This is a genomic window from Nocardia sp. NPDC004860, from assembly GCF_040609015.1.
Taxonomy (GTDB): domain Bacteria; phylum Actinomycetota; class Actinomycetes; order Mycobacteriales; family Mycobacteriaceae; genus Nocardia.
The window spans coordinates 37482-64305 of sequence record NZ_JBEXJI010000002.1 but is presented as its reverse complement, the minus strand read 5'-3'; the positions used below and the strand labels follow the sequence as shown (position 1 = coordinate 64305).

26 protein-coding genes are annotated in these 26824 nt (G+C 70.0%); 21 read left to right on the top strand and 5 right to left on the bottom strand.

Annotated elements, in window-relative coordinates; all coding sequences use genetic code 11:
- Positions 1–163: 163 nt before the first annotated feature.
- Positions 164–1141, bottom strand: coding sequence for a LuxR C-terminal-related transcriptional regulator (locus ABZV44_RS04240; protein WP_354831849.1), 978 nt, complete (start codon positions 1139–1141; stop codon positions 164–166).
- A 156-nt stretch (positions 1142–1297) separates the two neighbouring features.
- Here ABZV44_RS04240 and ABZV44_RS04235 point away from each other — a divergent pair, with 156 nt between their 5' ends.
- The 6 genes from ABZV44_RS04235 to ABZV44_RS04210 all read left to right on the top strand — a co-directional run bounded on the left by ABZV44_RS04235 (position 1298) and on the right by ABZV44_RS04210 (position 7885).
- The gene (locus ABZV44_RS04235) at positions 1298–2722 is read left to right on the top strand and encodes an amidase family protein (protein WP_354831847.1); all 1425 of its coding nucleotides are present in this window, start codon (positions 1298–1300) and stop codon (positions 2720–2722) included.
- Between the two features lie 54 nt (positions 2723–2776).
- Positions 2777–3427: a hypothetical protein gene (locus ABZV44_RS04230; RefSeq protein WP_354831845.1), complete on the top strand. Its 651-nt coding sequence runs from the start codon at positions 2777–2779 to the stop codon at positions 3425–3427.
- Positions 3424–4434, top strand: a complete 1011-nt coding sequence (locus tag ABZV44_RS04225; protein ID WP_354831843.1) for a nucleotidyl transferase AbiEii/AbiGii toxin family protein — start codon at positions 3424–3426, stop codon at positions 4432–4434. Before ABZV44_RS04230 ends, ABZV44_RS04225 begins: the two co-directional genes overlap by 4 nt.
- 119 nt (positions 4435–4553) lie before the next feature.
- Entirely contained in the window at positions 4554–6488 is a 1935-nt protein-coding gene (locus ABZV44_RS04220; protein WP_354831840.1) for a BTAD domain-containing putative transcriptional regulator, read from the top strand.
- The gene (locus ABZV44_RS04215; protein ID WP_354831837.1) at positions 6479–6991 is read left to right on the top strand and encodes a hypothetical protein; all 513 of its coding nucleotides are present in this window, start codon (positions 6479–6481) and stop codon (positions 6989–6991) included. The genes ABZV44_RS04220 and ABZV44_RS04215 overlap by 10 nt, the downstream gene beginning before the upstream one ends.
- 156 nt (positions 6992–7147) lie before the next feature.
- Positions 7148–7885 (top strand): LpqN/LpqT family lipoprotein, encoded by a 738-nt coding sequence (locus ABZV44_RS04210; protein ID WP_354831835.1) that lies wholly within the window; start codon positions 7148–7150, stop codon positions 7883–7885.
- Between the two features lie 177 nt (positions 7886–8062).
- On the opposite strand, the gene ABZV44_RS04205 is transcribed toward ABZV44_RS04210, so the two are convergent.
- Entirely contained in the window at positions 8063–8767 is a 705-nt protein-coding gene (locus ABZV44_RS04205; RefSeq protein WP_354831833.1) for a hypothetical protein, read from the bottom strand.
- A gap of 115 nt (positions 8768–8882) precedes the next feature.
- Between ABZV44_RS04205 and ABZV44_RS04200 the strand changes: the two genes are divergently transcribed.
- The 7 genes from ABZV44_RS04200 to ABZV44_RS04170 all read left to right on the top strand — a co-directional run bounded on the left by ABZV44_RS04200 (position 8883) and on the right by ABZV44_RS04170 (position 15691).
- Positions 8883–9920, top strand: coding sequence for an iron ABC transporter permease (locus tag ABZV44_RS04200; protein WP_354831830.1), 1038 nt, complete (start codon positions 8883–8885; stop codon positions 9918–9920).
- 134 nt (positions 9921–10054) lie between these two features.
- Positions 10055–11104: an iron chelate uptake ABC transporter family permease subunit gene (locus ABZV44_RS04195; protein WP_354831828.1), complete on the top strand. Its 1050-nt coding sequence runs from the start codon at positions 10055–10057 to the stop codon at positions 11102–11104.
- Positions 11101–11928 (top strand): ABC transporter ATP-binding protein, encoded by an 828-nt coding sequence (locus ABZV44_RS04190; protein WP_354831825.1) that lies wholly within the window; start codon positions 11101–11103, stop codon positions 11926–11928. Before ABZV44_RS04195 ends, ABZV44_RS04190 begins: the two co-directional genes overlap by 4 nt.
- A gap of 78 nt (positions 11929–12006) precedes the next feature.
- Positions 12007–12408: a BlaI/MecI/CopY family transcriptional regulator gene (locus ABZV44_RS04185; RefSeq protein WP_354831823.1), complete on the top strand. Its 402-nt coding sequence runs from the start codon at positions 12007–12009 to the stop codon at positions 12406–12408.
- A gap of 43 nt (positions 12409–12451) precedes the next feature.
- Positions 12452–13393 carry a M48 family metalloprotease gene (locus ABZV44_RS04180; RefSeq protein WP_354831820.1) on the top strand — a complete coding sequence of 314 codons (942 nt, stop codon included), beginning with the start codon at positions 12452–12454 and terminating at the stop codon, positions 13391–13393.
- Between the two features lie 295 nt (positions 13394–13688).
- On the top strand, positions 13689–15092 hold the full coding sequence (locus ABZV44_RS04175; protein WP_354831815.1) for a DEAD/DEAH box helicase: 1404 nt from the start codon (positions 13689–13691) through the stop codon (positions 15090–15092).
- Between the two features lie 215 nt (positions 15093–15307).
- Positions 15308–15691, top strand: a complete 384-nt coding sequence (locus tag ABZV44_RS04170) for a hypothetical protein (protein ID WP_354831812.1) — start codon at positions 15308–15310, stop codon at positions 15689–15691.
- An 8-nt stretch (positions 15692–15699) separates the two neighbouring features.
- On the opposite strand, the gene ABZV44_RS04165 is transcribed toward ABZV44_RS04170, so the two are convergent.
- The gene (locus ABZV44_RS04165; protein ID WP_354831809.1) at positions 15700–16140 is read right to left on the bottom strand and encodes a nuclear transport factor 2 family protein; all 441 of its coding nucleotides are present in this window, start codon (positions 16138–16140) and stop codon (positions 15700–15702) included.
- A 95-nt stretch (positions 16141–16235) separates the two neighbouring features.
- On the opposite strand from ABZV44_RS04165, the gene ABZV44_RS04160 reads away from it, so the two are divergent.
- The 4 genes from ABZV44_RS04160 to ABZV44_RS04145 all read left to right on the top strand — a co-directional run bounded on the left by ABZV44_RS04160 (position 16236) and on the right by ABZV44_RS04145 (position 21385).
- Complete coding sequence (locus ABZV44_RS04160; RefSeq protein WP_354831806.1) at positions 16236–17672, top strand: GuaB1 family IMP dehydrogenase-related protein; 1437 nt, start codon at positions 16236–16238, stop codon at positions 17670–17672.
- A 347-nt stretch (positions 17673–18019) separates the two neighbouring features.
- Entirely contained in the window at positions 18020–19396 is a 1377-nt protein-coding gene (locus ABZV44_RS04155) for a hemolysin family protein (RefSeq protein ID WP_354833089.1), read from the top strand.
- Positions 19389–20453 (top strand): hemolysin family protein, encoded by a 1065-nt coding sequence (locus tag ABZV44_RS04150; RefSeq protein WP_354831803.1) that lies wholly within the window; start codon positions 19389–19391, stop codon positions 20451–20453. Before ABZV44_RS04155 ends, ABZV44_RS04150 begins: the two co-directional genes overlap by 8 nt.
- The gene (locus tag ABZV44_RS04145) at positions 20453–21385 is read left to right on the top strand and encodes a 3-methyladenine DNA glycosylase (RefSeq protein ID WP_354833087.1); all 933 of its coding nucleotides are present in this window, start codon (positions 20453–20455) and stop codon (positions 21383–21385) included. Before ABZV44_RS04150 ends, ABZV44_RS04145 begins: the two co-directional genes overlap by 1 nt.
- Positions 21386–21403: 18 nt before the next feature.
- Here the strand turns inward: ABZV44_RS04145 and ABZV44_RS04140 are convergent, their stop codons facing one another.
- Positions 21404–21976, bottom strand: coding sequence for a carboxymuconolactone decarboxylase family protein (locus tag ABZV44_RS04140; RefSeq protein ID WP_354831801.1), 573 nt, complete (start codon positions 21974–21976; stop codon positions 21404–21406).
- Between the two features lie 131 nt (positions 21977–22107).
- Between ABZV44_RS04140 and ABZV44_RS04135 the strand changes: the two genes are divergently transcribed.
- Entirely contained in the window at positions 22108–22386 is a 279-nt protein-coding gene (locus tag ABZV44_RS04135; protein WP_354831798.1) for a helix-turn-helix domain-containing protein, read from the top strand.
- Positions 22387–22473: 87 nt separating this feature from the next.
- Here ABZV44_RS04135 and ABZV44_RS04130 read toward each other — a convergent pair whose 3' ends face one another.
- Complete coding sequence (locus ABZV44_RS04130; protein ID WP_354831796.1) at positions 22474–23097, bottom strand: DUF4232 domain-containing protein; 624 nt, start codon at positions 23095–23097, stop codon at positions 22474–22476.
- A gap of 269 nt (positions 23098–23366) precedes the next feature.
- Between ABZV44_RS04130 and ABZV44_RS04125 the strand changes: the two genes are divergently transcribed.
- From ABZV44_RS04125 to ABZV44_RS04115, 3 genes are all read left to right on the top strand, one after another.
- Complete coding sequence (locus ABZV44_RS04125; RefSeq protein WP_354831794.1) at positions 23367–24944, top strand: hypothetical protein; 1578 nt, start codon at positions 23367–23369, stop codon at positions 24942–24944.
- A gap of 74 nt (positions 24945–25018) precedes the next feature.
- Positions 25019–25603 (top strand): DUF305 domain-containing protein, encoded by a 585-nt coding sequence (locus tag ABZV44_RS04120; RefSeq protein WP_354833085.1) that lies wholly within the window; start codon positions 25019–25021, stop codon positions 25601–25603.
- 132 nt (positions 25604–25735) lie between these two features.
- On the top strand, positions 25736–26734 hold the full coding sequence (locus ABZV44_RS04115) for an adenylate/guanylate cyclase domain-containing protein (protein WP_354831792.1): 999 nt from the start codon (positions 25736–25738) through the stop codon (positions 26732–26734).
- Positions 26735–26824 lie beyond the last annotated feature (90 nt).

The following is a 26824-nucleotide window of genomic DNA, read 5'->3' as shown; positions in this document are numbered from 1 at the left end:
AAGCCTGCCCTATACTGGTTTCGGCGTCAGGATCGAGCGAGGCCCCGAGGGCTGCGGTGGCCCCGATCCCCTGCCGGTGGTGGGTTCCGTCGTTCGGCGGAACCCACCACCTTCGTCTCATGACCTTGCGTGAAGCCCACCACCACTTCATGTTCCGCGCCGATCAGCGCGCGGCGCCGACCTCGAGGCCCCAGCGCGCCGCGGTGGTGGCGGCGACGGTTCGGTTGGGCGCGTTCAGTTTCCGCAGGATGCGTTCGATATGGGTGGCGATGGTGGAGGGTTCGACGCCGAGGTCGGCGGCGATCCGGGCATTGGATCCGCCCGCCGGGAGCAGCGCGAGGACCTCGAGTTCGCGCAGGGTGAGCGCGTGCGGCGGGTCGATCCGGCGGTAGGCGACCCGGGTGCCGCCGGAGCGGGCCGGGCGCATCCGCGTCCGGTAGACGTCCCCGCCGGCGAGCAGGAGATAGTCACGCGGACAACCGGATTCGGCCACCGACCGCGCGAGCCGGAATCCGGCGGTACCGGCCGCGAACAACCTCGGTGTGGCGAACTCCGTCACCGCGTGCACGTCATTCCCGGGGCCGACGAGCACGACCGATTCCCCGGGATCGACCGCGGTCTCGGGGCTGCGGCACGGATCGAGCGCCGCGCCGACCACGTCGGCGAGCAGGGCGAGCGCGGTCATCGACGACCGCGAGAACGGCACGCCCGCGGTGCCGCTCATGTTCAGCATGCCCAGGTAGCGGCCGTCCACGCCGAACAACGGCTGGGTGAGGCCCTGCCGGTAACCGAGCGGCACGATGACCCGGTCGAACACCGGTCCGGAGCGGGCCGTGGCCGGGACCTCGGCAAGTTCCAGCGGTACCCGCTCGTCGCGGAGCCGGGTGAACATCGGATGCGAGTGCAGGCAGGTGTCGATGACCTCGAGCGCGCCCGACGGATACCCGACACTGGCCGCGGTGCGATGCACTCCGGCGACCGGATCGAACCGTGTCAGCGCCGCGTGCTCGAAGGCGACGACCCGCGACAGCTCGAACAGCACCCGGGCCAGACCCGGCCGGTCCGGTGCCGCCGCCGCGATCGACGTCCGGACCCGCAGGGCGACGGCCGGGTCCAGACCCTCATCAGATGCGGCAACCATCCGGCCAGTATGACGCGGGTCACGATTCCCGCGGCCGCGGGAGTGTGTGCAGACAGCACCCGGACCGCAGAACCGCGTCCGTCGATCGACGGACGCCACACCCGGCGCGGCGACCTACGTTCTGGCGCACCAGCACACAGCACCGGGAGGTTTCCGATGGATATCGCCGACTACGCGGCACACGACGCGACGGGTCTCGCCACCCTCATGCGGCAGGGACAGGCCGGGGCCGCCGAGGTCCAGGCCGCGGCGGCGGCCGCGATCGCCCAGGTCGATCCCCAGCTCGGGGCGGTCGTGGGCGAGGTCTTCGAGCAGCCGCTGGACTACGACCCGTCCGGTCCTTTCGCCGGCGTGCCGTTCGCGATCAAGGATCTGATCATCCACGCGGCGGGCGTGCCGCAGCGCAATGGCAGCCGGTTGTTCGGCGACGGTGTGGCGCACCCGCACGACACCGCGCTGATGGCCCGCTTCCGGCGCGCGGGCCTGGCCACCATGGCGGTGACCACCTCCCCCGAGCTCGGTTTCAACGCCACCACCGAGGCCCGCGCCTACGGTGCCCCCACCCGGAATCCGTGGGATCCGGCGCGCAGCGCGGGCGGATCCAGCGGCGGCGCAGCCGCATTGGTGGCTGCCGGGGCGCTGCCGGTCGCGCACGCCAATGACGGCGGCGGATCCATCCGGATCCCGGCGGCGGTGTGCGGACTGGTCGGGCTGAAGCCGAGTCGCGGACGGGTCTCCGCCGCACCCGATTACGCCGATCCGCTGCTGGGTATGGGTGTGGAGTTCGCGGTCACCCGGACGGTGCGGGACTGCGCGGGCCTGCTCGACGCCGTGCACGGCAGCGAACCCGGGGACAAGTACCTGTTCCCCGCCGAGCCGGCCGACTTCCGTACGCTCATCACCCGGCCCGCGCCCGTGCTGCGCATCGCCGTGACCGCCGACCTGTCGCAGGCCGATCCGGACTGCGCGCGGGCGGTCGCGGACGTCGCCCGCGAACTGGCCGACATGGGGCATCAGGTCGAACTGGCCGATCCCGCCGTCGATTACGAGGCGTTCCACCGCGCCAACCTCGACGCCTGGTGCAGTTTCCTCGCCGACGCCGTCGCCACCGCCGCGGCCGCGCTGGGCGTCACGCCGGGCGCCGATCACCTCGAGGCCACCACCCGCGCCTGTGTCGACTACGGCGCCACCCGCACCGCGGCCGATCTGTACGCGGTCGAGTCGACCTTCAATACGGCGCGCCGCGCGGTGGCCCGCCTGCTCACCGACTACGACCTGTACCTGACCCCCACCACCGCGCGGCCGGCGCTGCCGCTGGGCCACCTCGACGCCGATGATCCGGCGCTGACCGCACCCGCGTGGTATCGCAAGATCTTCGAATTCGGCTCGTATACCGCGCTGTTCAATGCGACGGGCAACCCGGCCATCTCGCTGCCGCTGGGCCGCTCGGCCTCGAACCTCCCCGTCGGTGTGCAGTTCGTCGCCGGTTACGGCCGGGAGGCCACCCTGCTCGCCATCGCCGCCGACCTGGAGCGCCGCCTCCCCTGGCACCGGCAGCGTCCCGGGATCTACGCGCACTGATCCGCCGCCGAAAACCCTGCGACGGCACGGCGGTGGGTTTGCGAGGATGGCGCGGTGACCGCGACCGCTCCCCCGATCTTCCACGGCGACTTCGAAGCCCACCTCACCGTGCGCGCGACCGATGCCGGACGCCTCGAACGGTACGCCGCCGCACACGGATTGAAGTTCGTGCACATCGTGCTGGAGCGCGGCCGCGTCATCGACCAGCCGATGCTCACCGTCCGCGCCGCGGGATCGCTTCCCGCGGTTGCGGATTCGGTAGCGGCGCGCACCGCGCGGCTCGATGCCGCAGGATTCGAGGTGGTCCGCACCAAGATCGAGGCGACACCCTGGACGACAGGCGTGCCCGCCACCGATGACGCCGCCGTCGCACTGGGTGCCGGATACTACTTCGAGCACCACATCAAACTGCTGCTCACACCCGGCACCGAGGTGCGCGCACTCGCCCGCCTCGCCACCGCCCACACCGCACACCTCTCCGCCAATGCCCGCCGCACCCGTCCCGGCGGCCGCACCGAGCGGTTCGTCACCCAGCGCTGCCGCCTGGTCGGCGACGCCACCGCCACCGCCCGCCACACCGCCCTGGTGACCGCGCTGCAAGCGAACAACTACGAAGTACTCTCCGCCGAACGTGAATTCGTCGTCCTCGACACGGACGAGTCGATCGACGCCGGCTGGATCGTCGAGGGAGGGAATCGGCCATGACAACCACCCCGTGGACCGCCCTGGGGCCCGGCCCGTGGAAGCCCATCGCCGTGGTCCCGGCCCAGCCGCCGTCCGCAGCGGACCGGGAACTACGCGACCTGCCCCGCACGCTGCTGCCGGTCGCGGGTGACGGCGTCCTGCAGCGGCCGGTCTTCGATCCCGCCATGGCGGCGCATCGCATGGGGATGCGTTTGAGCGAACCGCACTTCGACGACGCGGACCTGGCCGCGGCCTGGTTCGCCGCTCGCCGCGACGCCCTCGATTCCGTGCTGGCGGCCATCGCCGATTCTCCCTGGACCGACCACCTGGTATTGCGCGGCAGCGTCCTGCTCGGCGCCTGGTTCGGCGACCTGGCCCGCGAGCCCGGCGACGTGGATTTCATCGTGCTGCCCACCGAGTGGGAGTTCCACAGCGACCTCACCGACAGCATGCTCGCCGATATCGCCGCCCGGGTGGCCGCGTCCGCCGAGGCCTCCCAGTCGATCCGTCTCCACGCCGGCGAGGCCGTCGATGCCGACATCTGGACCTACGACCGCGTCCCCGGTCGCCGTCTGGTCATGCCCTGGACCGCCCTCGATGCCCGGATCCCCTCCGGCACCGTGCAATTGGACTTCGTGTTCAACGAACCCCTGCCCGAACCGCCGCGCTGGACCGAGATCCCTCGCCTGGGCCGCCCCGGCCCGGCCGCCGCCATGCTCGCGGCCGGCCCGGAACTGTCGCTGGCGTGGAAACTGCTGTGGCTCACCGACGACCGCTTCCCCGAGGGTAAGGACCTCTACGACGCCGTCCTGCTCGCCGAGCACTGCACGCCGACGCCGGAACTGCTTCGCGCGGTCACCCCGGACACCCGGTTCATCCAGCTGCGGCAGATCGCCATCGACGCCGACTGGGCCGAGTTCGCGAAGGACCGCCCGGACCTGGCGGACCAGCAGGAGGCCTTCGCCCGGCGGCTGACCGAAGCCCTCGCGCCGGCCTTCCACCCGGAGGAGCTCGGTGAGCAGCGCTGACAGGGATCAACGCTCATGCGCTGAATTTCTGTGACCGGCGGGCGGGGCGCGGCGGTACGTGTTACAAACCAAATCTGCGCTTTTCGCCGTGTTCGCCCATCCGAGAGAGACGCATCCGCATGACCGGTCCGGTCGAGTACTCGCTGTTCGGCGCGATCGAGGCGTGCGTCGACGGGACCCCGGCGGCCCTGGGCGGGCCGAAACAGCGGTGCGTACTCGCCGTACTGCTGGCCGAGCGTGGCACGGTCGTCGGTGTCGATCGGCTCACCGACGCGCTGTGGTACGACGAGCCGCCCGCCAAAGGGCTGGTATCACTGCGGTCCTATGTCTCCAATCTCCGCCGGTGCCTGACGGCCGCTGACACCGATGCCCCGGTGACGCGCTTGGAGACCTTGCCGCTCGGCTATCGGCTGACCCTGCTGGGCGAGGATCGGCTCGACCTCGCCACCTTCGAACACCTCGTCGATGAAGGCCGTGCGGCGCTCGGCCGCGACGACGCGCAACTCGGGCTCGACATGCTGACCGCGGCGTTGCGACTGTGGCGCGGTACGCCTTTCGGCGAATTCGCCGATCACGGGTTCGCCCACGCGGAAGTGCTGCGGTATTCGGCGCTACGCAGGCTCGCGGTCGAGTCCCGATTCGATGCCGCGCTGCGGCTGGGCGGTGGGGGTGAACTGATACCGGAACTCGAGGCCGCCCTCGCGAACGATCCGGTGCACGAAAAGCTGTGGGGCCACCTGATGCTCGCGCTCTTCCGCACCGGACGCGGGCCCGACGCGCTGGGCGCCTTCGAGCGCGCCCGCGCCACACTCGACCGCGAGGTGGGGGCACCGCCGGGCGACGATCTGCGTACCCTGTATCGCAAGATCAGCGAGAACTCCACCGATCTGCTGCTCGAAAGACCTTCGCCCGCATCACTTGTCGTGACCGGACCGGACGCCCGCCGACCGGCCCTGGTCGGCCGCGCGGGCGAACTCGCGGCGCTCACCGACTCGGTGACACGCGCCCATGCCGGGTCGGGCGGTCTGATCGTGGTGACCGGGGAGAGCGGAATCGGCAAGACGGCGTTGGCCGACGCGGTGTCCGGCCGCGCCGGCGCAGCTGGTCTGACGGTCGCCTGGGCGGCCCACCCCACCGGTATCCGCGTCCCCCAACTGTGGATGTGGATCCAGATCCTGCGCCGGCTGGGTGACGAATTCGGTGAGGCGGGCCGGAACGCGGTGCGCCACAGGGCACCCGGCGTCATCGACGCGCTGGTGCCCGAATGGCACACCGGCGCGGCGGCGGACGCGCCAGGGCCCGCCGCGGCCGGGTTTCCCCTCTTCGAGGGCATCGTGACCGTCCTGGCCGAGCTGGCCGCCCTGCGCCCGCTGCTGCTGGTCATCGACGACCTGGACCTCGCCGACGCCGCCTCCGGCAGCGCCTTGCTCCTGCTGGCCGCCCGCATCGCCCGCCTGCCCATCCAGATCGTCTGCACCTGGACATATTTCGGCAGCGGCCGCCCGGTCAACCGGCAGCTGTACGAGAAGCTCATCGCATCGAGCGAGATCTCGACCGTGCCCCTGCGGGGCGTCGATCGCGACGCGGTCGGCGAGCTGATCGAGCGGCTCACCGGCACGTCGGCCACCCCGGAACTGTCGGAGCACCTGTGGGCGCATGCCCGCGGAAATCCCTTCTACATCAAGGAATTGGTGCGAGCGCACGCGGTCGGCACACACCCGGGCGGCCCCGCCGTGCCCGACCTCGACGCCGTTCCCGATGCCATCGCCGCCGCGGTCGGTCGCCGGCTGGCGGTGCTCGGCAAGCCCAGCCGGCGCGCGCTCGCCGCGGCCGCGGTGATCGGCCCGGAGTTCGATGTCGCGACGCTCGCGGGCATCCTCGACTCGCCGGTGCCGTCGGTCCGGGCGCAGCTGCGACCGGCCTACGAGACGGGTCTGCTCGACGAGCACCGCGTGCCCGCGCCCGCCGCATGCTCGAGACCTTCCCGCCACCGGAGACGGTCAGCGACCCGACACACTTCTTCCATCCCCGGGTGTACTGCTGGATGGGACTGATGGAGGCGCTGCGCGGCGACCGTGCCGCCGCCGAAGCATACTGCCGAATGTCGTTGGAGCTGGCCCGGACTCGCGGTGACGTCTTCAACATCCTGGCCGCGCGGCTGACCTTCGTGGAGGTCTACGGCGTGCTGGGCGTCACCGAAGGCACCGCGGGCGCCGCCGCGGCGGTACACGCGGAACTCAGCGCCGCGGGCGGTGGCCAGTGGGCGGCCTGCGCCAAGGTGGTCGAGGTCTGGGCACGCACACTCACCGGCGACCACACCGATCCGGCCGCCGCCTTCGCGGCGTACGACGCCATCACCGAGGACGGCAGCACCGTCATGGCCCCGTTCTTCCTGGCCCTGCTCGCCGATATCGAAACGCACCACGACCGCACCTCCGAGTCGCGCGGATTGCTCGCCCGGGCACAGCGGATCGCGGACGCCACCGGCGAGCACGCGTGGGATCCGCTGCTGTCGGCCCGCATCGCCGGGCTGCGCCGGGACGCCACGCACGAATAACAGGACGCTGGGCACGTGGCCGCTCCTTGGTTCCGCTGTACCGGGTCTCGCGGACCGTAACCGGCACGGATTGGAACCGGCATGGACGGCGGTTCCAATCGAATCCCAATTCCGGGTAGCTACCTTTCGACGGCTCGATTCGACAAGGAGGTGCCCATGATGATGGGAAATCGCGGCCTGATCGGGGTCGCCGTGGCGGCGGTGGCGGTGAGCGTGGCGCTCACCGGCTGCGGTGGCAAGGACAGCGCGAAGAGCGCTCCGGCGTCCTCGGCGGCGGTGACTTCGAGCGCGACCAAGCCGACCACATCGGCGAATCCGGCCAACAGCAAACTCGCCCCGCGCACGCTCGACACCACCGGCGGCTCGAACTACACGATCGCCGACTACATCAAAGACCAGCACATCACCGAAACCCCGGTGCACAACGGCGATCCGGGCGCACCGGCGATCAGCCTGCCCTACCCTGCGGGCTGGGCCGACGCCGGATCCGACACCCCCGACTACGCCATCGGCGCGATCGTCTACAGCGGCCCCGACGCGGTGGGGGCGAACTACACCCCGAATATCATTGCGCTGCTGTCGAAACTGCAGGGCACGGTCGATCCGCAGAAGCTGATCGCCGACGCCGCCGGCGAGATGAAGAACCTGCCCGGCTTCACCCGGATCGGCACCGGCTCGGTCACCACCGTCTCCGGATTCCCCGCCTACCGGATCGCGGGAACCTACACGCTGCAAGGCATTTCCGCGGTGTCCGCGCAGGAGACCGTGGTCATTCCGGGACCCGGCGGCGTCTACTACGTCCTGCAGCTGAACGCCACCAGCAACCAGGACCAGGCCGGGGTACTGCAGTCGGCCATCGAGACCATCGACCAGCAGCTCACCATCACGGTCTGAGAAGCGAAGCCCGCCAATGTCTGTGGCGTGCTGTGGGTTCTGCTCTGGCCCTTGTTTCCCGGCGGCGGTCCGACTCTACCCGGGCCGCGGGCGACGGAGCAGGGCCGGTGGCCGTCTCCTGACCCCGGTCGAAACCGGATCCGGTCCCGACCGGGCGACGCCAGGTGCGGGTCGGGCCTACCTGATGCAGGCCCGGCGGACCGGTAGACCGCGGTCCTCGAACGCGGCCAGCATGGCCTGGCCGCGGCGGGCGCCCTCCGAGGAGGAGGTGCGCGACAGCGCCGGCACGTAGGTCGCCGCGCCCACAATGGATTCCGCGACCAGGCCCCAGAAGCGGCGGACGCTCAGACCCGCGCAGCGCGCCATCGCCACCTGGATCAGGGACAGCGCCGGCAGGCAGCGGTGGGCGAGCCAGACGTAGAGCGCCGGCTCACAGGGCAGGGCCACGACGCCGTCCTCGCCGGTGAGGCGGTCGCCGTCGATCACGCGGATCGTGGTGTCGGACAGGCCCGCCCAGTCGATGCCGCCGTCGTTGTCGGTGTGGATCCACAGGTTCTCCAGGCCCGGATCCCAGGCTCGGCCCTCGGACACCACCATCGCCATCACCCGTCCGATCACCGCGTGGATGAGCGCCGTGGCCACCACTTCGGCCGCGATGTCGGCATTGCTCATCTCGGCCGCGTGCCGCCGGTACATCACCTCGATCCGCCCCTCGCGAATGCCGTCGGCGAGCCGCCACCAGCGGCGTTTTCCCTGGTCGGCCATGGCGGCGACGGCGTAGACGCGCGGGTGTTCGGGTTGCAGGGCGCGCAGGCGGGAACAGGCCGTCCCGAAGGCGAGCCGGGAATCGCGCGGCGGACACACGGTTACGGGTTCGAGCATCGAACCTCCTCATTCATCGACTATTCGGCCAATGCATGGACAACGAGCACGGGAAGATAGGTTAGGCTTACCAGACTTATCGAAGCAATGAACGCGTCAGGAGTAGTTCGTCACCGTGCCCGCCGTAGTCACCACCAGACGGCGACGTCTGTCCGGACTTCTCGTTCTCGCCGCCCTGCTGCTGTGTGCCATCGCGGCCAGCATTGCCCTCGGCTCCCGGAATCTGAGTCTCGGAACCGTGTACGACGCGCTCATTTGCCCTGGTGGACTACCACTCTCGTGTCCCGCGGACGGCTCGGCCGCCCAGATCGTGCGCGAATTACGCCTTCCGCGAACAGGACTCGCCCTGATCGCCGGACTCGCGCTCGGCATGGCCGGAGCCCTGATCCAGGGCTACACCCGAAATCCGCTGGCGGACGCCGGATTACTCGGCATCAATGCGGGCGCGGCCTTCCTGGCCGCGCTGAGCATCCACCTGCTCGCCCTCACCACGCCCGCGCAGTACATCTGGTTCGCCTTCGCGGGCGCGCTGCTCGCGGGCCTGGTGGTATTCGGCGTCTCCTCGCTCGGGGGCGGCCGGGCGAGCCCGCTCAGCCTGGTCCTCGCCGGCGCGGCCGTCACCGCGTTCCTGCAGGCCATGACCAATATCGTTGTCCTGCTGGACGGCACGGCCCTCAATACCTACCGCTACTGGGTGGTCGGCGACGTGGCCGGGCACGACGCCTCCACCTTCGGCCAGGTACTGCCGTTCCTCGCGCTGGGCGCGCTGCTGGCCCTGGCCTCGGCCCCCGCCCTCAACCTGCTCGGCCTCGGCGATGATGTCGCCCGCGGTCTCGGCGTGAATGTCGCCCGCAGCCGGGCACTCGGCCTGGCCGCGGTCGTCCTCCTGGCGGGCGCGGCCACCGCCGCCGTCGGACCGATCGCCTTCCTCGGTCTGATCGTCCCCCACCTGGCGCGCGCCCTCACCGGCCCCGATTACCGCTGGCTGCTCCCCTTTTCGGGCCTGCTCGGCGCACTGGTCCTGCTCCTCGCCGACACCGCCGGCCGCCTCATCGCCCGCCCGGGCGAACTCCAGGCCGGCGTCACCCTCGCCGCCCTGGGCGCACCGTTCTTCATCCTTCTGGTCCGCCGCCGAAAGCTGGTGAGCCTGTGACTCTTCCGACACCTCCCAACGCCACCCGCAACGCGGTGAGCCCCAGCCACCCCACGGCAAACACCCGCGGAAGCGCCCCATTACCCTCCACCGCGCCAACCTCCGTCGACACGGTGCGCAGTGTTCGGCCAGCGGTGCGAGTGGGTCGGATCTCGGCGGTGCTGCGAATCGGCGCGGCGCTCACCGTGGTTGCGCTGGCGGCGATTCTGTTCGGGTTGTTCGCGCTGGATATCGCGGTGGGCGAGTTCCGGATTCCGCTCGGGCGGGTGCTGGATGTGCTGGGCGGCGGAGGGACTCGCGCGCAGCGGTTCGTGATCATGGATTCGCGGCTGCCCAGGGCGCTGACCGCGATCGTGGTCGGGGCGGCGCTGGGGTTGGCGGGCGCGGTGACGCAGTCGATTCTGCACAATCCGCTGGCCAGCCCGGATCTGCTGGGCATCACCTCCGGCGCGAGCTGCGGTGCGGTCGCGGTGCTGGTCGGGATGGGTGGCGTCGGGACGGGCACGGCCGCGGCGCTGGGTGTTTCGGCGGCAGCACTGGCCGGCGGGCTGCTCACCGCCGCGCTGATCTACCTGCTGGCCTGGGGCCGGACGGCGACCGGGGACAGCGGGGTCCTGGGATTCCGGCTGGTGCTCATCGGGATCGGCGTGAACGCGGCGCTGCTGTCGGTGGTGAGCTGGCTGCTGACGCGGGCCACGCTCACCGATGCCGCGCATGCCCAGCAGTGGCTCACCGGGTCGCTGAACGCGGCGGACTGGTCGTCCCTCGTGCCCGCCGCGATCGGCCTGGGCGTCGCGCTGCTCGTCACGGCCGGGTCGGCGCGGACGCTGGCCGCGCTGCGGTTCGGCACCGACACCACGCGCATCCTCGGCGTCCGCATCCAGACCCAGCAGGCGATTCTCCTTGCCGCCGCGGTCGGTTGCGCCGCGCTGGCGACCGCGGCGGTGGGCCCGCTCGGGTTCGTCGGGCTGGCCGCGCCGCAGATCGCGCGGCGACTGCTGCGGACCCCCGGGGAACCGGTCGTCGCCTCGGCACTGGTCGGAGCGATCGCGGTGGTCGGGGCGGACCTGCTCGCGCGCACCGTCTTTCCCGTCTCGCTGCCGGTCGGCGTGGTCACCGCGGCCGTCGGCGGACCGTTCCTGCTCTACCTGCTCGTTCGGACCAACCGGAAGGCGACACTGTGACTCTCGCGGCGGAAAACATCACCCTCGGCTACGGCGAGCGGGTCATCGTCGACGGGCTCTCGGTGCAGCTCGAGCCCGGGCTGATCACCACCGTCATCGGCCCGAACGGCTGCGGCAAGTCGACGCTGCTGCGCGCCCTGGGCCGGTTGCTGCGGCCCCGGTCGGGCCGAGTCCTGCTGGACGGCAAGGCCATCTCCACCATGAAGACCAAGGACGTCGCGCGCATCGTCGGCATGCTGCCCCAGACGCCGGTCGCGCCCGAGGGCCTGACCGTCGCGGATCTGGTTGCCCGCGGCCGGCATCCGCATCAGTCCTGGCTGCGGCAGTGGTCGGCCGACGACGAGGCCGAGGTGACCGCCGCCCTGGAACAGACCGGTATCGCGGACCTGGCGGGCCGCACCCTCGACGAGCTCTCCGGCGGCCAGCGCCAGCGCGCCTGGATCTCCATGGCCCTGGCCCAGGGCACCGACATCCTGCTGCTCGACGAGCCGACCACCTACCTCGACCTCGCCCATTCCCTCGAGGTCCTCGACCTGGTCGACCGCCTGCACGACGACCTCGGCCGCACCGTGGTCATGGTCCTGCACGATCTGAATCTGGCCATCCGCTACAGCGACCGCCTCATCGTCATGCACGCCGGCCGCATCGTCGCCCAGGGCGTCCCCGCCGACACCATCGACGCCGAGCTGCTGCGCGCGGTTTTCGGCCTGCGCGCCGAGGTGCTCGAGGACCCCGTGTCGGGGCGGCCGATGATCGTGCCCATCGGCGCCCGGCACGTCCGTGACTCCCGATCCGGAGACATGCCGGCGGATGCCGGGGTATGAGCAATACCACACCAGCAACTCGCCGGTTACGACGGGCTGTAGTACGCATTCCTGTCGTTGTCTCCGTAAACTTGTGGGATGGCAGGTCTTGGTGAACTCGAGAAAGCGGTCATGGACCAGTTGTGGTCGGCCGACGAACCGCAAACGGTCCGGCAGGTCCATGAAGCCCTCGCTGAGCGTCGTGAACTCGCGTACACCACGGTGATGACCGTTCTGCAGCGCTTGGCGAAGAAGAATCTGGTGGTCCAGCAGCGCGACGACCGCGCGCACCGCTACGCGCCGGTGCACACACGCGACGAACTCGTCGCCAGCCTCATGGTCGACGCACTGCAGCAGGCGGACGAAGTCGGCAGCCGCCGCGCCGCGCTGGTGCACTTCGTCGAACAGGTCGGCGCGGACGAGGCTGCCGCATTGCGCGACGCACTCGCTAAGCTCGAAGCCACCGAGGTGGCGCGCAAGGACAAACCCGAGTCCAAATAGCCGTAGCCTCGGCCCGAGCCCCACAACGCAGTGAGCTGAGGACATGGACTGGACAGCGCCGGTTTTCGCCGGTCTCGCCCTCTTATTGGCGGGACCGGTGCCAACGCTGCTCAGCCGGGCCACCTGGCCCTATCGCAGCCCCCGTGCGGCGCTGGTGCTGTGGCAGGCGATCGCGCTGGCCGCGGTGCTGAGCGCCTTCGGTTCCGGACTCGCCATCGCCTCCCGGCTCCTCGTCCCGGGCGGCGACGGCCGTCCGACCACCACGCCCAGCAAGGAGATCGACGCCCTCGGTCTGCCGCTGTGGCTGGCCCTGGTCCTGGTGTTCGCGCTCACCCTGCTCGTCGGAGCGCGGCTGATCTGGTCGGTGATCCGGGTCGGCATCCACACCCGCCGCCGCCGCGCCCGCCACCGCATGCTGGTCGACCTGCTGGATCAGTCCGGTGTGCATCGGAAATCGGCCGATATCCGGGTACTGGCCGCCACCGAGCCGATCGCCTACTGCCTGCCCGGCCTGCGCCGGCGCGTGGTCCTCAGCCAGGGCACCGTCACCAACCTGTCCGACGAGGAACTCACCGCCATCGTCAGCCACGAGCGCTCCCACCTGCGCGCCCGCCACGATCTGGTACTCGAGGCCTTCACCGCCGCGCACGAGGCGTTCCCCCGTGTGGTCCGTTCCAAATCCGCGCTGGACTCGGTGAAGCTGCTCATCGAACTGCTCGCCGACGACTCCGCGGTCAAGGTCACCGGGCCCACTCCCCTGGCGCGCGCCCTGGTGGCCTGCTCCAATTCCCCGGCCCCACAGGGCGCCATGGCCGTCGGCGGCCCGACCACCCTGATCCGCATCCAGCGCCTGGCCGGTCCGATCGGCGATCTCCGCATCGCTGTCGCCGCCTACCTCGCCGCCGCCGCGATCCTGGTCGTCCCGACCCTCGCCGTCGCGATCCCCTGGCTGGTCGAGCTCAGCCGCCTGGTCAGCCGTGCCTGATCCGCACCTACCTGCTCCCGAATCCGACTCGGGCGCGGCGCAATCCGCCATGCCCGCCGCCGATTCCGGCCCGGGCGAGAGCCTTTCGCCACCGCCCGCCATCAGCGGCAACCCCGCACCCACTCCGACTTCGACACCCACTTCAGCCCGGGAGGAAACCATCACCACCGACTCGTCACCCGCAGCCGAGGCTTCGCCGACCGACCGAGCGGCCGAAGCCCGCCGGGCCGGTGCCCGCGAGAGCGGGCCGGACCAGCGCGACCCGGCTGGGACCACGAGCCCGGTGGACGAGCGCGTGAGGACCGGTTCCGAGGGCGGCGAGGTGCGGTTCGCGGATCTGGGACTGCCGCCGGTGCTGGTGCAGGCGCTGCGGCGGGGCGGAATCGATAAGCCGTTTCCTGTTCAGGCAGCGGTGATTCCGGACATTCTGGATGGACGGGACGTGCTGGGCCGGGCGGCGACAGGGTCGGGGAAGACGCTCGCGTTCGGGCTGCCGATGCTGGTGCGGCTGTTCGGTGCGCCGAGTGCGCCGCGGCGGCCGCGCGGGCTGATTCTGGCCCCGACGCGGGAGCTGGCGATTCAGATCGAGAGCGCGTTGGACGAGCCCGCGCTGTCATTGGGGCTGCGGCTGGCCACGGCGGTCGGCGGGTTGCCCATCAAGAAGCAGGAGGAGCGGCTGGCGCGCGGGGTGGACGTCGTCATCGCGACGCCGGGGCGGTTGACCGATCTGCTCGGGCGGAAAGCGGTGCAGCTGGGCGACATTCGGGTCGTCACGGTCGACGAGGCCGACCACATGGCCGAGCTGGGCTTCCTGCCGCAGCTGACGGCGCTGCTCAACAAGGTGCCGCGCGAGGCGCAGCAACTGCTGTTCTCGGCGACCCTCGACGAGACGGTCGACGAACTCGTGCGGAAGTACCTGCGGGAACCGGCGACCCATGCGATCGGCACCGTTCCGGCCGCGGCGTCGGCGGGGCCGGTGGAAACCGGTGCGGCAGACACGGATTCGGACAGCGAGCTCGGAAGCGTCGCGGCCGGACCCGATATCGCGCACTACGCCCTGCATGTCCGGCGGTCCGACAAGCGGGCGGTGGTCAGCGAGATCGCCGCGCGGCAGGGCCGGACGCTGCTGTTCGTGCGCACCCAGCACGGTGCCGACAAGCTGGCGCGCAAGCTGCGCGAGATCGGGATCGGCGCGGTAGCGCTGCACGGCGGGAAGGCGCAGAACCAGCGCAATCGCATGCTCGCGGCGTTCGCGGACGGAACCGCGCCCGTACTGGTCGCCACCGATGTGGCCGCCCGCGGGCTGCACATCGACGATGTCTCGCTGGTCGTGCACGTGGATCCGCCCGCGGATCCCAAGGACTATCTGCACCGGACCGGGCGGACCGCGCGGGCGGGCGCGTCGGGCACGGTCGTCACCATCGTCACCCCGGACGATCGGGAGGAGGCCGCGCGGCTGGCGGAGCGGGCCTCGGTGACGCTCACCGACGTGGAGGTGCGGCCGGGTGATCGGCGGCTGCTCGAGATCACGGGCGCGCGCCGGCCCAGTGGCCGTCCGGTGCCGGATCCCTCGGCGCCGCCGGCGCCCGCGGCGGAGGCTTCGCGCGAGCAGCCGCGGTTCCGGCAGCGGCCGAAGGGCGAGAGCCGGCCGCACAACAAGAAGCGCAAGCCGGGCGCGGCCCGACGTTCGGCCCGCTGACGCCGACACGTTTGGACGTTCCTACAACACGCGCGCCAAATCGAGCGGGGTTTCCGGCAAATCGGACGAGATCGAGATAACTCCGAGCCCAAAAGTGGCTGTAGCAATCTTGCAGCAAACGGCACTTTGGTGGCTCGGCACGGACAGCGGACAGCCTCCGTGTCATTCCCTGCAGGGAATCGCGAATTCGCAGCCGGGCGGTGAACATGTGGGCCATGAGCGAGCGAAAGAACCTGCGCTACACCGTCATCGAAGCCACGAACGAGGGCGGTTCGACGTTCACCGACGCCGAAATCCCTTTGGCTGAGCGAACTCTGGCGATCGGAGTGCCCACCATGGCCGTCGGCGGCCTGCCCTCGATCGCGGGTGTGTCCTACCTGCGCAGCGCGGGCTTCGACAGTGCGCCGCATCCGGCCCCGGCCCGGCAGTGGGTGGTCATGCTGCGCGGCGTGATCGAGGTGACCACCTCCGACGGTGAGCACCGGCGGTTCGCACCGGGTGATCTGGTGCTGGCCGCCGACACCGAGGGACGCGGTCACACGACCGTCGCGGTGGGCGAACCGCCCTTCGAGGCGCTGTTCATTCCCACCGCGTCCTGAGCTACCGCTCAGAGCAGGTCGGCATTGCCGTCGATGGTCTTCAGCTGGTATTCGAAACGGTCGATGCGCCAGCCCTTTTCGGTCCGCCGCAGGCCGAGGACATAGCTGCCGACGAACCAGCGGGTGGTGCCGCCGGTGGCGTCGTTCTTCACGTGCACGGCGATGGCGTCGGCGTGGGCCAGCGCGGTGTCGCCGGTGATCTCGACGAGGTGATTGCCGGCCTGGTGGTGGACGGCGTCCAGTGCGCCCAGGCCGGTGGCCCAGGCATCGGCGATGTCGGCGCCGGGCTGCGGGCCGACGGGTCCGCCGAAGCCGTTGTCGAAGAACACCTCCTCCGCGAGCACCGACTCGCGCAGGTCTGCCCAGCGGGCCTGGTCGCAGTAGACGAAGAGTTTGGTGATGGTGTCGCTGACATCCAGTCGATCGGCGAGCGCCGCAAGATCGGTCACGGACGCCAACTTAGGAGACCGCGCTGGCACCCGCCTGGCATTTTCCGCGCCCGATCGCACCGCGAACTCCCAGCATTCAGCTACCATGGTCCAACGTGCAGTTTCTTCCCGGGCAGACTCCGCCCTACGACCTGACCTACGACGACGTCTTCCTCGTCCCCCGCCGGACGGATGTGGCGTCCCGGTTCGATGTCGATCTCTCCACCACCGATGGGAGCGGCACGACCATTCCGCTCGTGGTCGCCAATATGACAGCCGTCGCCGGCCGCCGCATGGCCGAGACCGTCGCCCGCCGGGGCGGCATCGTGGTACTGCCGCAGGATCTTCCGATCCCCGCGGCCGCCGCCACCATCGCCTTCGTCAAGAGCCGCTCGCTCACCGCCGACACCCCTGTGGTGCTCGATCCCGACCAGTCGGTGTCCGACGCGCTGGCCCTCATCCACAAGCGCGCCCACGGCGCGGTCGTGGTGGTCGAGAACGGCAAGCCGGTCGGTGTGGTCACCGAGGCCGCCTGCGCCGACGTGGACCGCTTCGCCCGCCTGAGCGTGGTCGCAGACGCCAATTTCGTCAGCGCCCCGGCCGACTCCTCGCCGCGCGACATCTTCGATCTGCTCGAGGCCGAGCACGCCCACCTGGCCGTGCTGGTCCATGCCGACGGCACCCTCGCGGGCGTGATGACCCGGACCGGCGCCATCCGCACCGGCATCTACACCCCGGCCACCGACGCCAATGGCCGGCTGCGCATCGCGGCCGCCGTCGGCATCAACGGCGACATCCCGGCCAAGGCCAAGGCCCTGGTCGACGCGGGCGCCGACGTCCTGGTCATGGACACCGCGCACGGCCACCAGCAGAAGATGCTGGAGGCGCTGGCCTCGGTGGCCGCGCTGGACCTGGGCGTGCCGCTGGTCGCGGGCAATGTGGTCTCCGCCGACGGCACCCGCGATCTGATCGCGGCCGGCGCGGACATCATCAAGGTCGGTGTGGGCCCCGGCGCCATGTGCACCACCCGCATGATGACCGGCGTGGGCCGCCCGCAGTTCTCGGCGGTGGCCGAATGTGCCGCGGCCGCCCAGGAATTCGGCAAGCACGTGTGGGCCGACGGCGGCGTGCGCCACCCGCGCGACGTGGCCCTGGCCCTCGCGGCCGGCGCCGCCAACGTGATGATCGGCTCCTGGTTCGCGGGCACCTACGAGTCGCCCGGCGACCTGCGCGTCGACCGCGACGGCAACCGGTACAAGGAGTCCTTCGGCATGGCCTCCAAGCGTGCCGTGGCCGCCCGCACCGCCACCGACTCGGCGTTCGACCGGGCCCGCAAGGCGCTGTTCGAGGAGGGCATCTCCTCCTCACGCATGCGCCTGGATCCCGAGCGCCCGGGCGTGGAGGACCTGATCGACCACATCACCTCCGGTGTGCGCAGCTCCTGCACCTACGCCGGCGCCCGCACCATCGGCGAGTTCCACGAGCGCGCCGTACTCGGCGTGCAGTCGGCCGCCGGTTTCGCCGAGGGCCGGCCGCTGCCCTCCGGTTGGTGATCACCACCGGTTAGTACTGCACATCCCGAACCCGGCGGGTCCCTCTCGGATCCGCCGGGTTTCGCGTGTGCGGGGCCCGGCCCTGCCGGTCCTGCGGCGATGCGGGGCCGCCGCCGGATGTGATACGGCACCGCTGTGCGGAAACCTTGGAGGCCGCCCGGTAACATAGCCTGACCGGACCCAAGAAATGGGTATCCGTGGCGTATCTCCGCCAGCAACCCCTGCGAAAGGAACAAGTTGTCACCCGCGTCCAAGGGCGCTTCACAGGAGGGCTCCTCTACCGAGCCGGGTGACGAACCCGGCTTCCCCGCAATACCGGCTTCGGAAACGGCCAGGTGGTGCTGACCGTGTCGGTCCTGCTCACCGTTCTCAGTCTGCTCGGATTCATCGCTCTGACCGCCGGCACGGCACTGTTCGTCGCCGCCGAGTTCTCGCTCACCGCTCTGGAACGCTCGACCGTGGAGGCGCACGCCCGCGACGGCGACCGCCGGGCCCGGCAGGTGCGGCAGGCGCATCGCACACTCTCGTTCCAGTTGTCGGGCGCCCAGCTGGGCATCACCATCACGACGCTGATCACCGGTTATATCGCCGAGCCCGTGCTGGCACGGCTGCTGGAGCCGATGTTCCGCTCGTTCGGGGTGAGCGCCGGTACCGCGCAGGGCATTTCGCTGGCGCTGGCACTGCTCATCGCGACCTCGCTGTCCATGATCTACGGCGAGCTGGTGCCCAAGAACATCGCCATCGCCAACCCGCTGTCCATGGCGCGGCTGACCGCCGGGCCGATGATCGCGTTCTCCACCGTGTTCAAGTGGATGATCAATTTCCTGAACGGGGCCGCCAACTGGGCGGTGCGCCGGCTGGGCGTCGAGCCCGCGGAGGAACTCCGTTCGGCGCGCTCGCCGCAGGAATTGGGTTCGCTGGTGCGGACTTCCGCGCTGCACGGGGTGCTGGACCAGCGCACCGCGCAGGTGGTGGATCGCTCGCTGCAGTTCGGTGAGCGCACCGCGGAGGAGCTGATGACGCCGCGGATGACGATCGAATCCCTCGATCGGGATTGCACTCTCGCCGATCTGGTCGACGCCGCCCGCGAGACCGGTTACTCCCGGTTCCCGGTCATCGACGGCGACCTGGACAACACCCTGGGCTTCGTGCACGTGAAGCAGACCTTCGTGCATCCGGCCAAGGATCGGCGCAGCATCAAGCTGAAGACGATCGCCCAGCCGGTGCCGATCGTGCCGGCCAGCCTCGATGGCGACGAGGTGCTCGAGCGGGTGCGCCGGGACGGCATGCAGGTGGCGCTGGTGGTCGACGAGTACGGCGGCACCGCCGGCATCGTCACCATGGAGGACCTGATCGAGGAGATCCTCGGCGACGTGCGCGACGAGCACGACGAGGAGGAACTCGATGTGCGCCGCACCCCGAACGGCTGGAACTGCTCGGGCCTGCTGCGCATCGACGAGGTCTCCCGCACGACCGGTTACGACGCGCCCGAGGGTGAGTACGAGACCATCGGCGGCCTGGTGCTGACCCGGCTGGGCCGGATCCCCGAGACCGGCGACGAGGTGCTGCTGCCGCACCCCGGCAACCATCAGCTGGAGCACCCGCACACCAAGGGCGGCTGGATCGCCCGGGTGGAGCGGATGGACGGCCGGCGCATCGACCGCGTCCTGATCCGGCCGGTCGACGCCGAGGCCCTCGCGACCTGGGAGCACAGCCATGGGTGACCTGTACGCCGTCCTGCTCACGCTGGTGCTGCTGCTGGGCAACGCGTTCTTCGTGGGCGCGGAGTTCGCGCTCATCTCCGCGCGCCGCGACCGGCTGGAAGCGCTTGCCGCGCAGGGCAAGCGGAGCGCCAACACGGTGATCGAGGCGGGTCAGAACCTGTCGATGATGCTGGCGGCCGCGCAGCTGGGCATCACCATCTGCTCGATCCTGCTGGGTCGCGTGGGTGAGCCGGCGGTGGCGCATCTGCTCGAGAAGCCGTTCGATCTGGTGGGCGTGCCGGATTCGCTGTTGCATCCGATCTCGTTCGCCCTGGCGCTGACCATCGTGGTGATCCTGCACATTCTGCTGGGCGAGATGATTCCGAAGAACATCGCGCTCGCGGGACCGGAACGGTCGGCGCTGCTGCTGGTTCCGGTGCATCTGATGTGGCTGCGGCTGGCGAAGCCATTGATCGCGATCTACAACTTCGCGGCCAATATCACCCTGCGCGCCCTGCGCATCGAGCGGAAGGACGAGCTGGATTCCACGGTGTCGTCGGTGGAGCTGGCCGAGATGTTCGGCGAATCCCGTTCGGAGGGTCTGCTGGACGAGGAGGAGCATCGCCGCCTCACCCAGGCGCTGGGCTCGAGCGACCGAATCGTCGCCGATGTGATGGTGACGCTGACCGAGACCCGCTCGGTGCCGCTGCGCGGGGACGGGACCACGCTGGGCGATATCGAATCCGCCGTCGCCGAAACGGGATTCTCCCGGTACCCGGTGCGCGCGGACGACGGTTCCCTGGTCGGCTACCTGCACGTCAAGGACGTGCTCGATCTGACCGCCGACGACAGCGCGGGCCCGGGCACCCCCATCCCCCGCACCGATATCCGCCCGCTGCCCACCGTCAGCATGGGCACCACCCTGTTCGAGGCGCTGGCCCGGCTGCGCCGCACCAACTCCCATCTGGGCCGCGTGGTCGACAGCCGCGGCAATACGGTCGGCATCGTGGCCCTGGAAGATCTGGTGGAGGAGTTCGTCGGCACGGTCCGCGACGCCACCCACCGCCTCGCCGAATGATGAACGCGCGCACCGATTCCACCGTGTCACCCGGACCCCAATGGCTGTCCGGCCCCGCTTGGCGGGGCCGGGCGGCCGCCCACCGCGACCGCGTCGACGCCCTGGTCGGCCCGTATCTCGAGCGCCGGGCGACCGGTTCGAAACACCCGGTGATCGACTTCCTGTTCACGTACTACGGCCACAAACCCGCCCAGCTCCGAAAGTGGCATCCGGGCTTCGGTGTTGTGCTCGCCGAGGCCGACGACTACGCGGGTTCCCGCGGCTACCACCAGATCTCGGCCACCGATCCCGGCGGCGCTCCGACCTCCGGCCGGACCGCGGACCCGGCCTTCCTCGAAAAGCGCCGCGACACCCTCGAATTCGTCGCCCGCCTCCTCGCGGCCACCGCCGCCCGCCCCGCCCAGCTCTCCTGCTTCGGCCTGCACGAGTGGGCCATGGTCTACCGCACCGACGACGTCCGCCACCAACAGGTCCCCCTCCGCCTGGGCCCCGGAGGCACCGACGCCGTAGTCGACTCCATGCAGCTGCGCTGCACCCACTTCGACGCCTTCCGCTTCTTCACCCCCGAAGCGGCCCCCCGCAACGCCGAACCTCTCACCCGCGACCTGCAAATAGACCGCGAACAACCCGGCTGCCTCCACGCCAACATGGACATCTACAAGTGGGGCTTCAAGCTCACCCCCCTGATCTCCTCCGACCTCCTCTTCGACGCCTTCGAGTTGGCCTGCGCCGCCCGCGAACTCGACATGAAGGCCAGCCCCTACGACCTCCTCTCCTACGGCTACATCCCCATCCGCATCGAAACCCCCACCGGCCGAGCCGAATACGTCCGCGCCCAAGCCGATATCGCCACCCGCGCAGAAGTCCTCCGCACCCGCCTGCTCGACGCCTGCCGAGCGCTGCTGACCGGGGTGATCACGCCCGCGCCGTAAAGCGCAGGGGCGATGGGTCTATTCCGCAGTCGCCGTCGGATCGGCGAAGTTCGGCGTACCGGGCTCGTTCGGCAATCTGGTCACCCGCGCGACGAAGCTGATCGCGTGGTACCAGCCGCACAGGAGCACCAGATCCAGCAACTGCCGCTCGTCGAACTCCTTCGCCAGTGCGCCCCACAGGCCATCATCGATATCGCCCTCGTCGTGCAACGAGTCGACCGCGCGGATCAGCAGGCGTTCGGATTCCACTGTCCAGCAAGGATCGTCGGGCTCGCCGTGGGTGAGTGAGATCTGCTGTTCCGTGGTGAGCCCGGCACGCCCGGCGAAGACCGCGAGGTGTACACCCCACTCGTATTCACAACCGCAGCGGGCGGTGGTCCGGTCGATGACGATCTCGCGTTCGCGCAGCCTCAGTGACAGCCCCTTGCTCAGTTCATAGCCTCCCCAGCCATGCATTGCGGTGGCCATGGGCAGGTTCTTGGCGAAGAGCCGGAACAGACCGATCGGGGCCGCGTCGCCGGGCATCATCCGGGCCAGCAGTGAGCCGGTCTCCTCGGCGTACGGCGGCTCGAGAGGTTCGATCCTGGACATCCCCAACTCCCAAGTTTCGGAAATAGAAACACTCCGGATGCTAGTGTTTCGATATTCGAAACACAAGGAGTGCGATGGGAGTCCCACGGCCCGGAAAACCGGTACGCGGTTCATCGACGGGACGTCCACTGATGGCGGCCCTCGACCTGCTCGGACGCCGGTGGACCCTGCGCATCATCTGGGAACTTCGTGACGGCCCGGTCGGAGCGCGGGGTCTGCTCGCTCGATGCGAGGGACTGTCGTCCAGCGTGCTGTATCAACGGCTGCGGGAACTCACGGAGGCCGGGGTGCTGCACGCGGACGACGACGGGTACGCGCTGACTCCACTGGGCGCCGCACTGCGCGGCGCACTCGGCCCACTCGACGCCTGGGCCGTCACGTGGGCCGCAACCCATTCCAGGACAGACTGACTCGCAGAGCACCACGACCAGCGGCACCTCGACCGCCCTGTTCGCGATCATCGTGAACACCGAGCGAGGACAGCGGCAGCCAACGCGTTACTCGGTGACTGGGTGGATCTCGAGGGAGCAGGTGTAGATGGTGGCGTCTATTGCGCGGGTGTCGGTTGAGTTGGGGGCGGTTACTTCGGTTTTGACGACTTTGGGGTCGGGTTTGTTGTACGGGCCGCAGGAGGTGCCCTCGGCGATGGCGTGGGCGGGGTGGCCGGATTTGACCACCACGGTGGGTGGGGTGTCGGCACCGGCGGGGAGGCCGCCGATGTACCCGTTGGGGGTGCGTTCGGCGTGGATGACAGTGCCGGTGTCGGTGATTTCGTCCAGGCCGGGGTAGCCGGTGAGGGTGCAGGCCTGGGACGGGTTGGCGATGGCGAAGGTGAGGGTTGTGCCGTTGTGGCTCATGGCGGCGCCCATGCTCTTCGCGGTGACGTCGACCTGACCGGAGGCGCAGGCGGGGATGGGGGTGTCGGTGGGTTGCGTGGCCGTGGAGGCGGGAGTGCCGGTGGCCGGGCCGCCGCCCCGGTTGCCACCGGACGGGGTGCCGCCCGTGGTGAGCGCAGAGGTGGCCGGCGCGGGGGACGGAGTGGAGGACGGGGAGCTCGAGCAGCCGGTGGCGGCTGCCAGCACGGCGCACGCCAGTAGTGCTGTGAATCCTGTTGTGCGCATGAGTCACCTATCCCCTTCGATCATCGGATGTTTCCGCAATCGACGGACCGACCGAGTCTGTTACTCACTGCAGCAAGGGATTTCGCCTTGCCCCGGGATGATCGGCCCCCGGCTGACCGATGGTGTCACAGACACTTATTTGTAACTCGCCCTACCGGACAGTCCGTTTATGCGTTAGCGTTTCGAGACGTAATGGTGACCACATTGCATAGCTGTCTGTGCCACCGGTCACGATACGAACATTTCGGAAGAAGACGGGGGTAACCGCAATGATGCGGTTCACGGGCGTGCGCCGGTCCAAGCCGGCGGCGGTGCTGGCGGTGACGCTGCTGGGGGCGGCCCTGCTGCCGATGCAGGGTGCGACGGCGGATCTGCAGTCCGACATCGCGAATCAGGTGCAGCAGTTCCTGGATGTCGGACGGACATCGGTGCCGCGGGCGGACTGCGGGGACGACGCGCTGCCGGAAACCGGTCTGCAGGGCGATGTTCCGGCCGAGGATCGCAACAGCGGGCGCAGCACGCTGGGGTATCGGTGCAATCTGTCGTTCGTCGGCGGCTATGTGGGCAGGGGCGCGGGGATCACCTCGGCGACCTACGACCACTGCTCCTACACCGGGTCGATGTTCCCGGGCAATATTCTCGGGCCCGCGCAGGGTGTGCAGGTGCTCGATGTATCGGATCCGGCGAATCCGGTGGTGACCGGGACCCTCACCGAGCCCGCCATGCTCGCCGGCACATGGGAATCGCTCAAGGTCAATGCCGAGCGAAAGCTGCTGGTGGGCACCGGCGTTCCGGTCGGCGAGGGTGCCGGGTTCCTGTCGGTCTACGACATCTCCGACTGCGCCCACCCGCGGCTGCTCAATACCGGTGCGGGCACGAATCTGCTGATGCCGCTGCCGATCACGACCCACGAGGGCGGGTTCTCCCCGGACGGCCGGACCTACTGGGCCTCGGGCATCGCGCCCGGTTTCGTCAGCGCGGTCGACCTGACCGACCCGGCGAATCCGCACGTGATCTGGCAGGGCCTCACCGGCATCGAGGCGCACGGCTTCGGGATCAGCCCGGACGGCAACCGTATGTACCTGTCCGCACTGGCCGGTTTCACCGTGCTGGACATCAGCGCGGTACAGCGCCGGGATCCGAACCCGCAGGTCAACCATCTGGGACGGGTGTTCTGGACCGATGGCTGGGCGACGCAGCACAGTATTCCGGTCACCTATGACGGCAAGCCGTACCTGTTCACCGTGGACGAGGGCGGCGCGGGCGGGGTGAAGCTCATCGATATCTCCGACGAGACCAACCCGACGGTCGCGGCCAAGATCAAGCTGGAGATCAACCTGCCCGAGCATCAGGATTCGATGCTGGCCTCGGCCATGGGCGGCTCGGTGTTCTCCTACGACGCCCACTACTGCGCCGCCGATCGGCCCGCGAATCCGACCGCGCTGGCCTGCGGCTGGGAGGAATCCGGCATCCGGGTGTTCGATGTGCGGGATCCGTTCCACGCCAAGGAGATCGCGTACTTCAATCCGCCCGCCCGCAAGGGCCGGAACCTGGAGCTGTGGAACTCCCCGCACGCCCTGGCCTCGCTCATCGGCGTCCCGGTGATGGAGTTCCCGTCGGCGGCGCGGGCGGTGCTGGAGGGCAAGTTCGATCCGAACAGGGCGCTCTCGTCGCGGTCCGGCATGGTCGCCTTCGGTGATCTGTCCACCGACTGGTGCTTCTCCCCGCCGGAGTGGCACGGCAACCAGTTGTGGGCCACCTGCAATGACAACGGCTTCATGGTGTTGCAACTCGCCGATGACGTGTACACCCCGCCCGCCGACCAGCAGTCCGTGGTGGGATCGTGACGGCTCGCCCGGGCGCTCGGGTCCGGCGGCCGGCGGCGCCGGCGTTGCTCGCCCTCGCCCTGCTGGCGGCCGGGATGCTGCTGCGCCCACTACTGATTCCCGAGAGCCGTTCCGCGCCACCGGTGCTCAGCCGGGCCGAGATCGGCTTCAGCCAGGACATGACCGCCCATCACGAGCAGGCGCTGATCATGGTGCAGCGCTTGGATTCCGGGGTGGATCCCACGGTGCGCCGGCTGGCCCAGCAGATCGCCGATGCCCAGCGCATGGAGATCGGCACCATGCTCGGCTGGCTGCGCCTGGCCAATGCCTCGCCGGACTCCACCCATCCGATGGCGTGGATGACGGCGGATGCGGCTGCCGCGCACGACCATTCGATGCCGACCATGACCAGTACGAACGGCACGTCCATGCCCGGCATGGCCACCCAGGCCGAACTCGACTCGCTCGCCGCCGCCCGCGGCCAGGCCGCCGAGGTCCTGTTCCTGCAGCTCATGCTGCGCCACCACCGCGGCGGCGTGGCCATGGCTCAGGCGGCCGATCGGCTGCTCGCATCGGGTCCGGTGAAGGAGGCCGCGCGGGGCATGATCACGGCCCAGTCGCAGGAATCGGGGCTGATGACGATCATGCTCGCGCAGCGCGACGCCCAGCCCCTGTCCTGAGGCGCGGAGGCTGAGGTGTTGCCTGTCGCCCACGGCCGCAATGGTTTTGGAGTCGCCATCGCTCGACTGGTGGAATCGGACGCTGTCGCGGGACGCCCGTGTCTCCGTCACTCGATGTGCTGTACTGGCGGCATGATCGAATCTGGTGGCCTGACCGAGGCGGTCGACGCGGTGGTCGAACGGTCGTTGCTCGGCGGCCCACGCCGGTACACCCGCGCGCAGGTGGCCGAGCTGTCCGGTGTGCCCGCCGACCGGGCCCGCAAGCTCTGGGTGGCGCTGGGCTTTCCGGCCGCGGCCAGCGACGACGAGGTGGCGTTCACCGACAACGATGTCGCCGCGATTCACGCCTTCACCAGCCTGGACCAGGCTTCGATCGCGAACGAGCAGAACCAGATCGCCGCCGCCCGCACACTGGGTCAGGCGATGGCGCGGCTCGCCGAGTGGCAGGCGGATCTGATCACCCGCGAGATCGGCGGCCGGATCGCGGCGGGCGCCGGGCGGCCCGAGGCGGGCCGGGAGGCCACCGAACAGGCCATCGCGGTCCTCGCCGAATTGCAGGACTACGCCTGGCAACGGCACATGGCCGCGGCGCTCACCCGCTCGCTCGCCTCCGGCGGAGCCACGCGCCACCTGCTGGTCGGCTTCGCCGATATGGTCGGCTACACCCGCCTGTCCCGCCACCTCGACCCCGACGAGCTGACCGAACTGCTGGAGACCTTCGAGTCCGCGACCACCGAGGTGATCACCGCGCACGGCGGCTGGGTGATCAAGAATGTCGGCGACGAGGTGATGTTCGCCGCCGAGGACGCCCGCGCCGGCGCCCGCATCGGGCTGGACCTCAATACGGCGATCACCCGTGCGGCCCAGACGATTCCGGAGATGCCCGAGCTCCGGGTGGGCCTGGCCTACGGACCGGTCCTGACCCGTTTCGGCGACCTCTACGGCACGGTGGTCAATGTGGCCGCCCGGCTCACCGGTGTGGCCCGCCCGGGCACGGTCCTGGTCGACGACGGCGCGGCGGCCGAACTCGACGGCGACGATGAGCTGACGATCCGCCGTCTGCGCAGCGTGCGGGTCAAGGGTTTCTCCCGCTTGCGTTCCCACCTGGTCCGCGAGCGCAAGCGCCGCTAGCCCGACCGCTCCGCCGCCGGTCGGGCCCCGGGCAACCTTGGGACGGCACCGGTGATCCCTGCCCGAAGCTCGGTTGTTCCAGCCGATGCC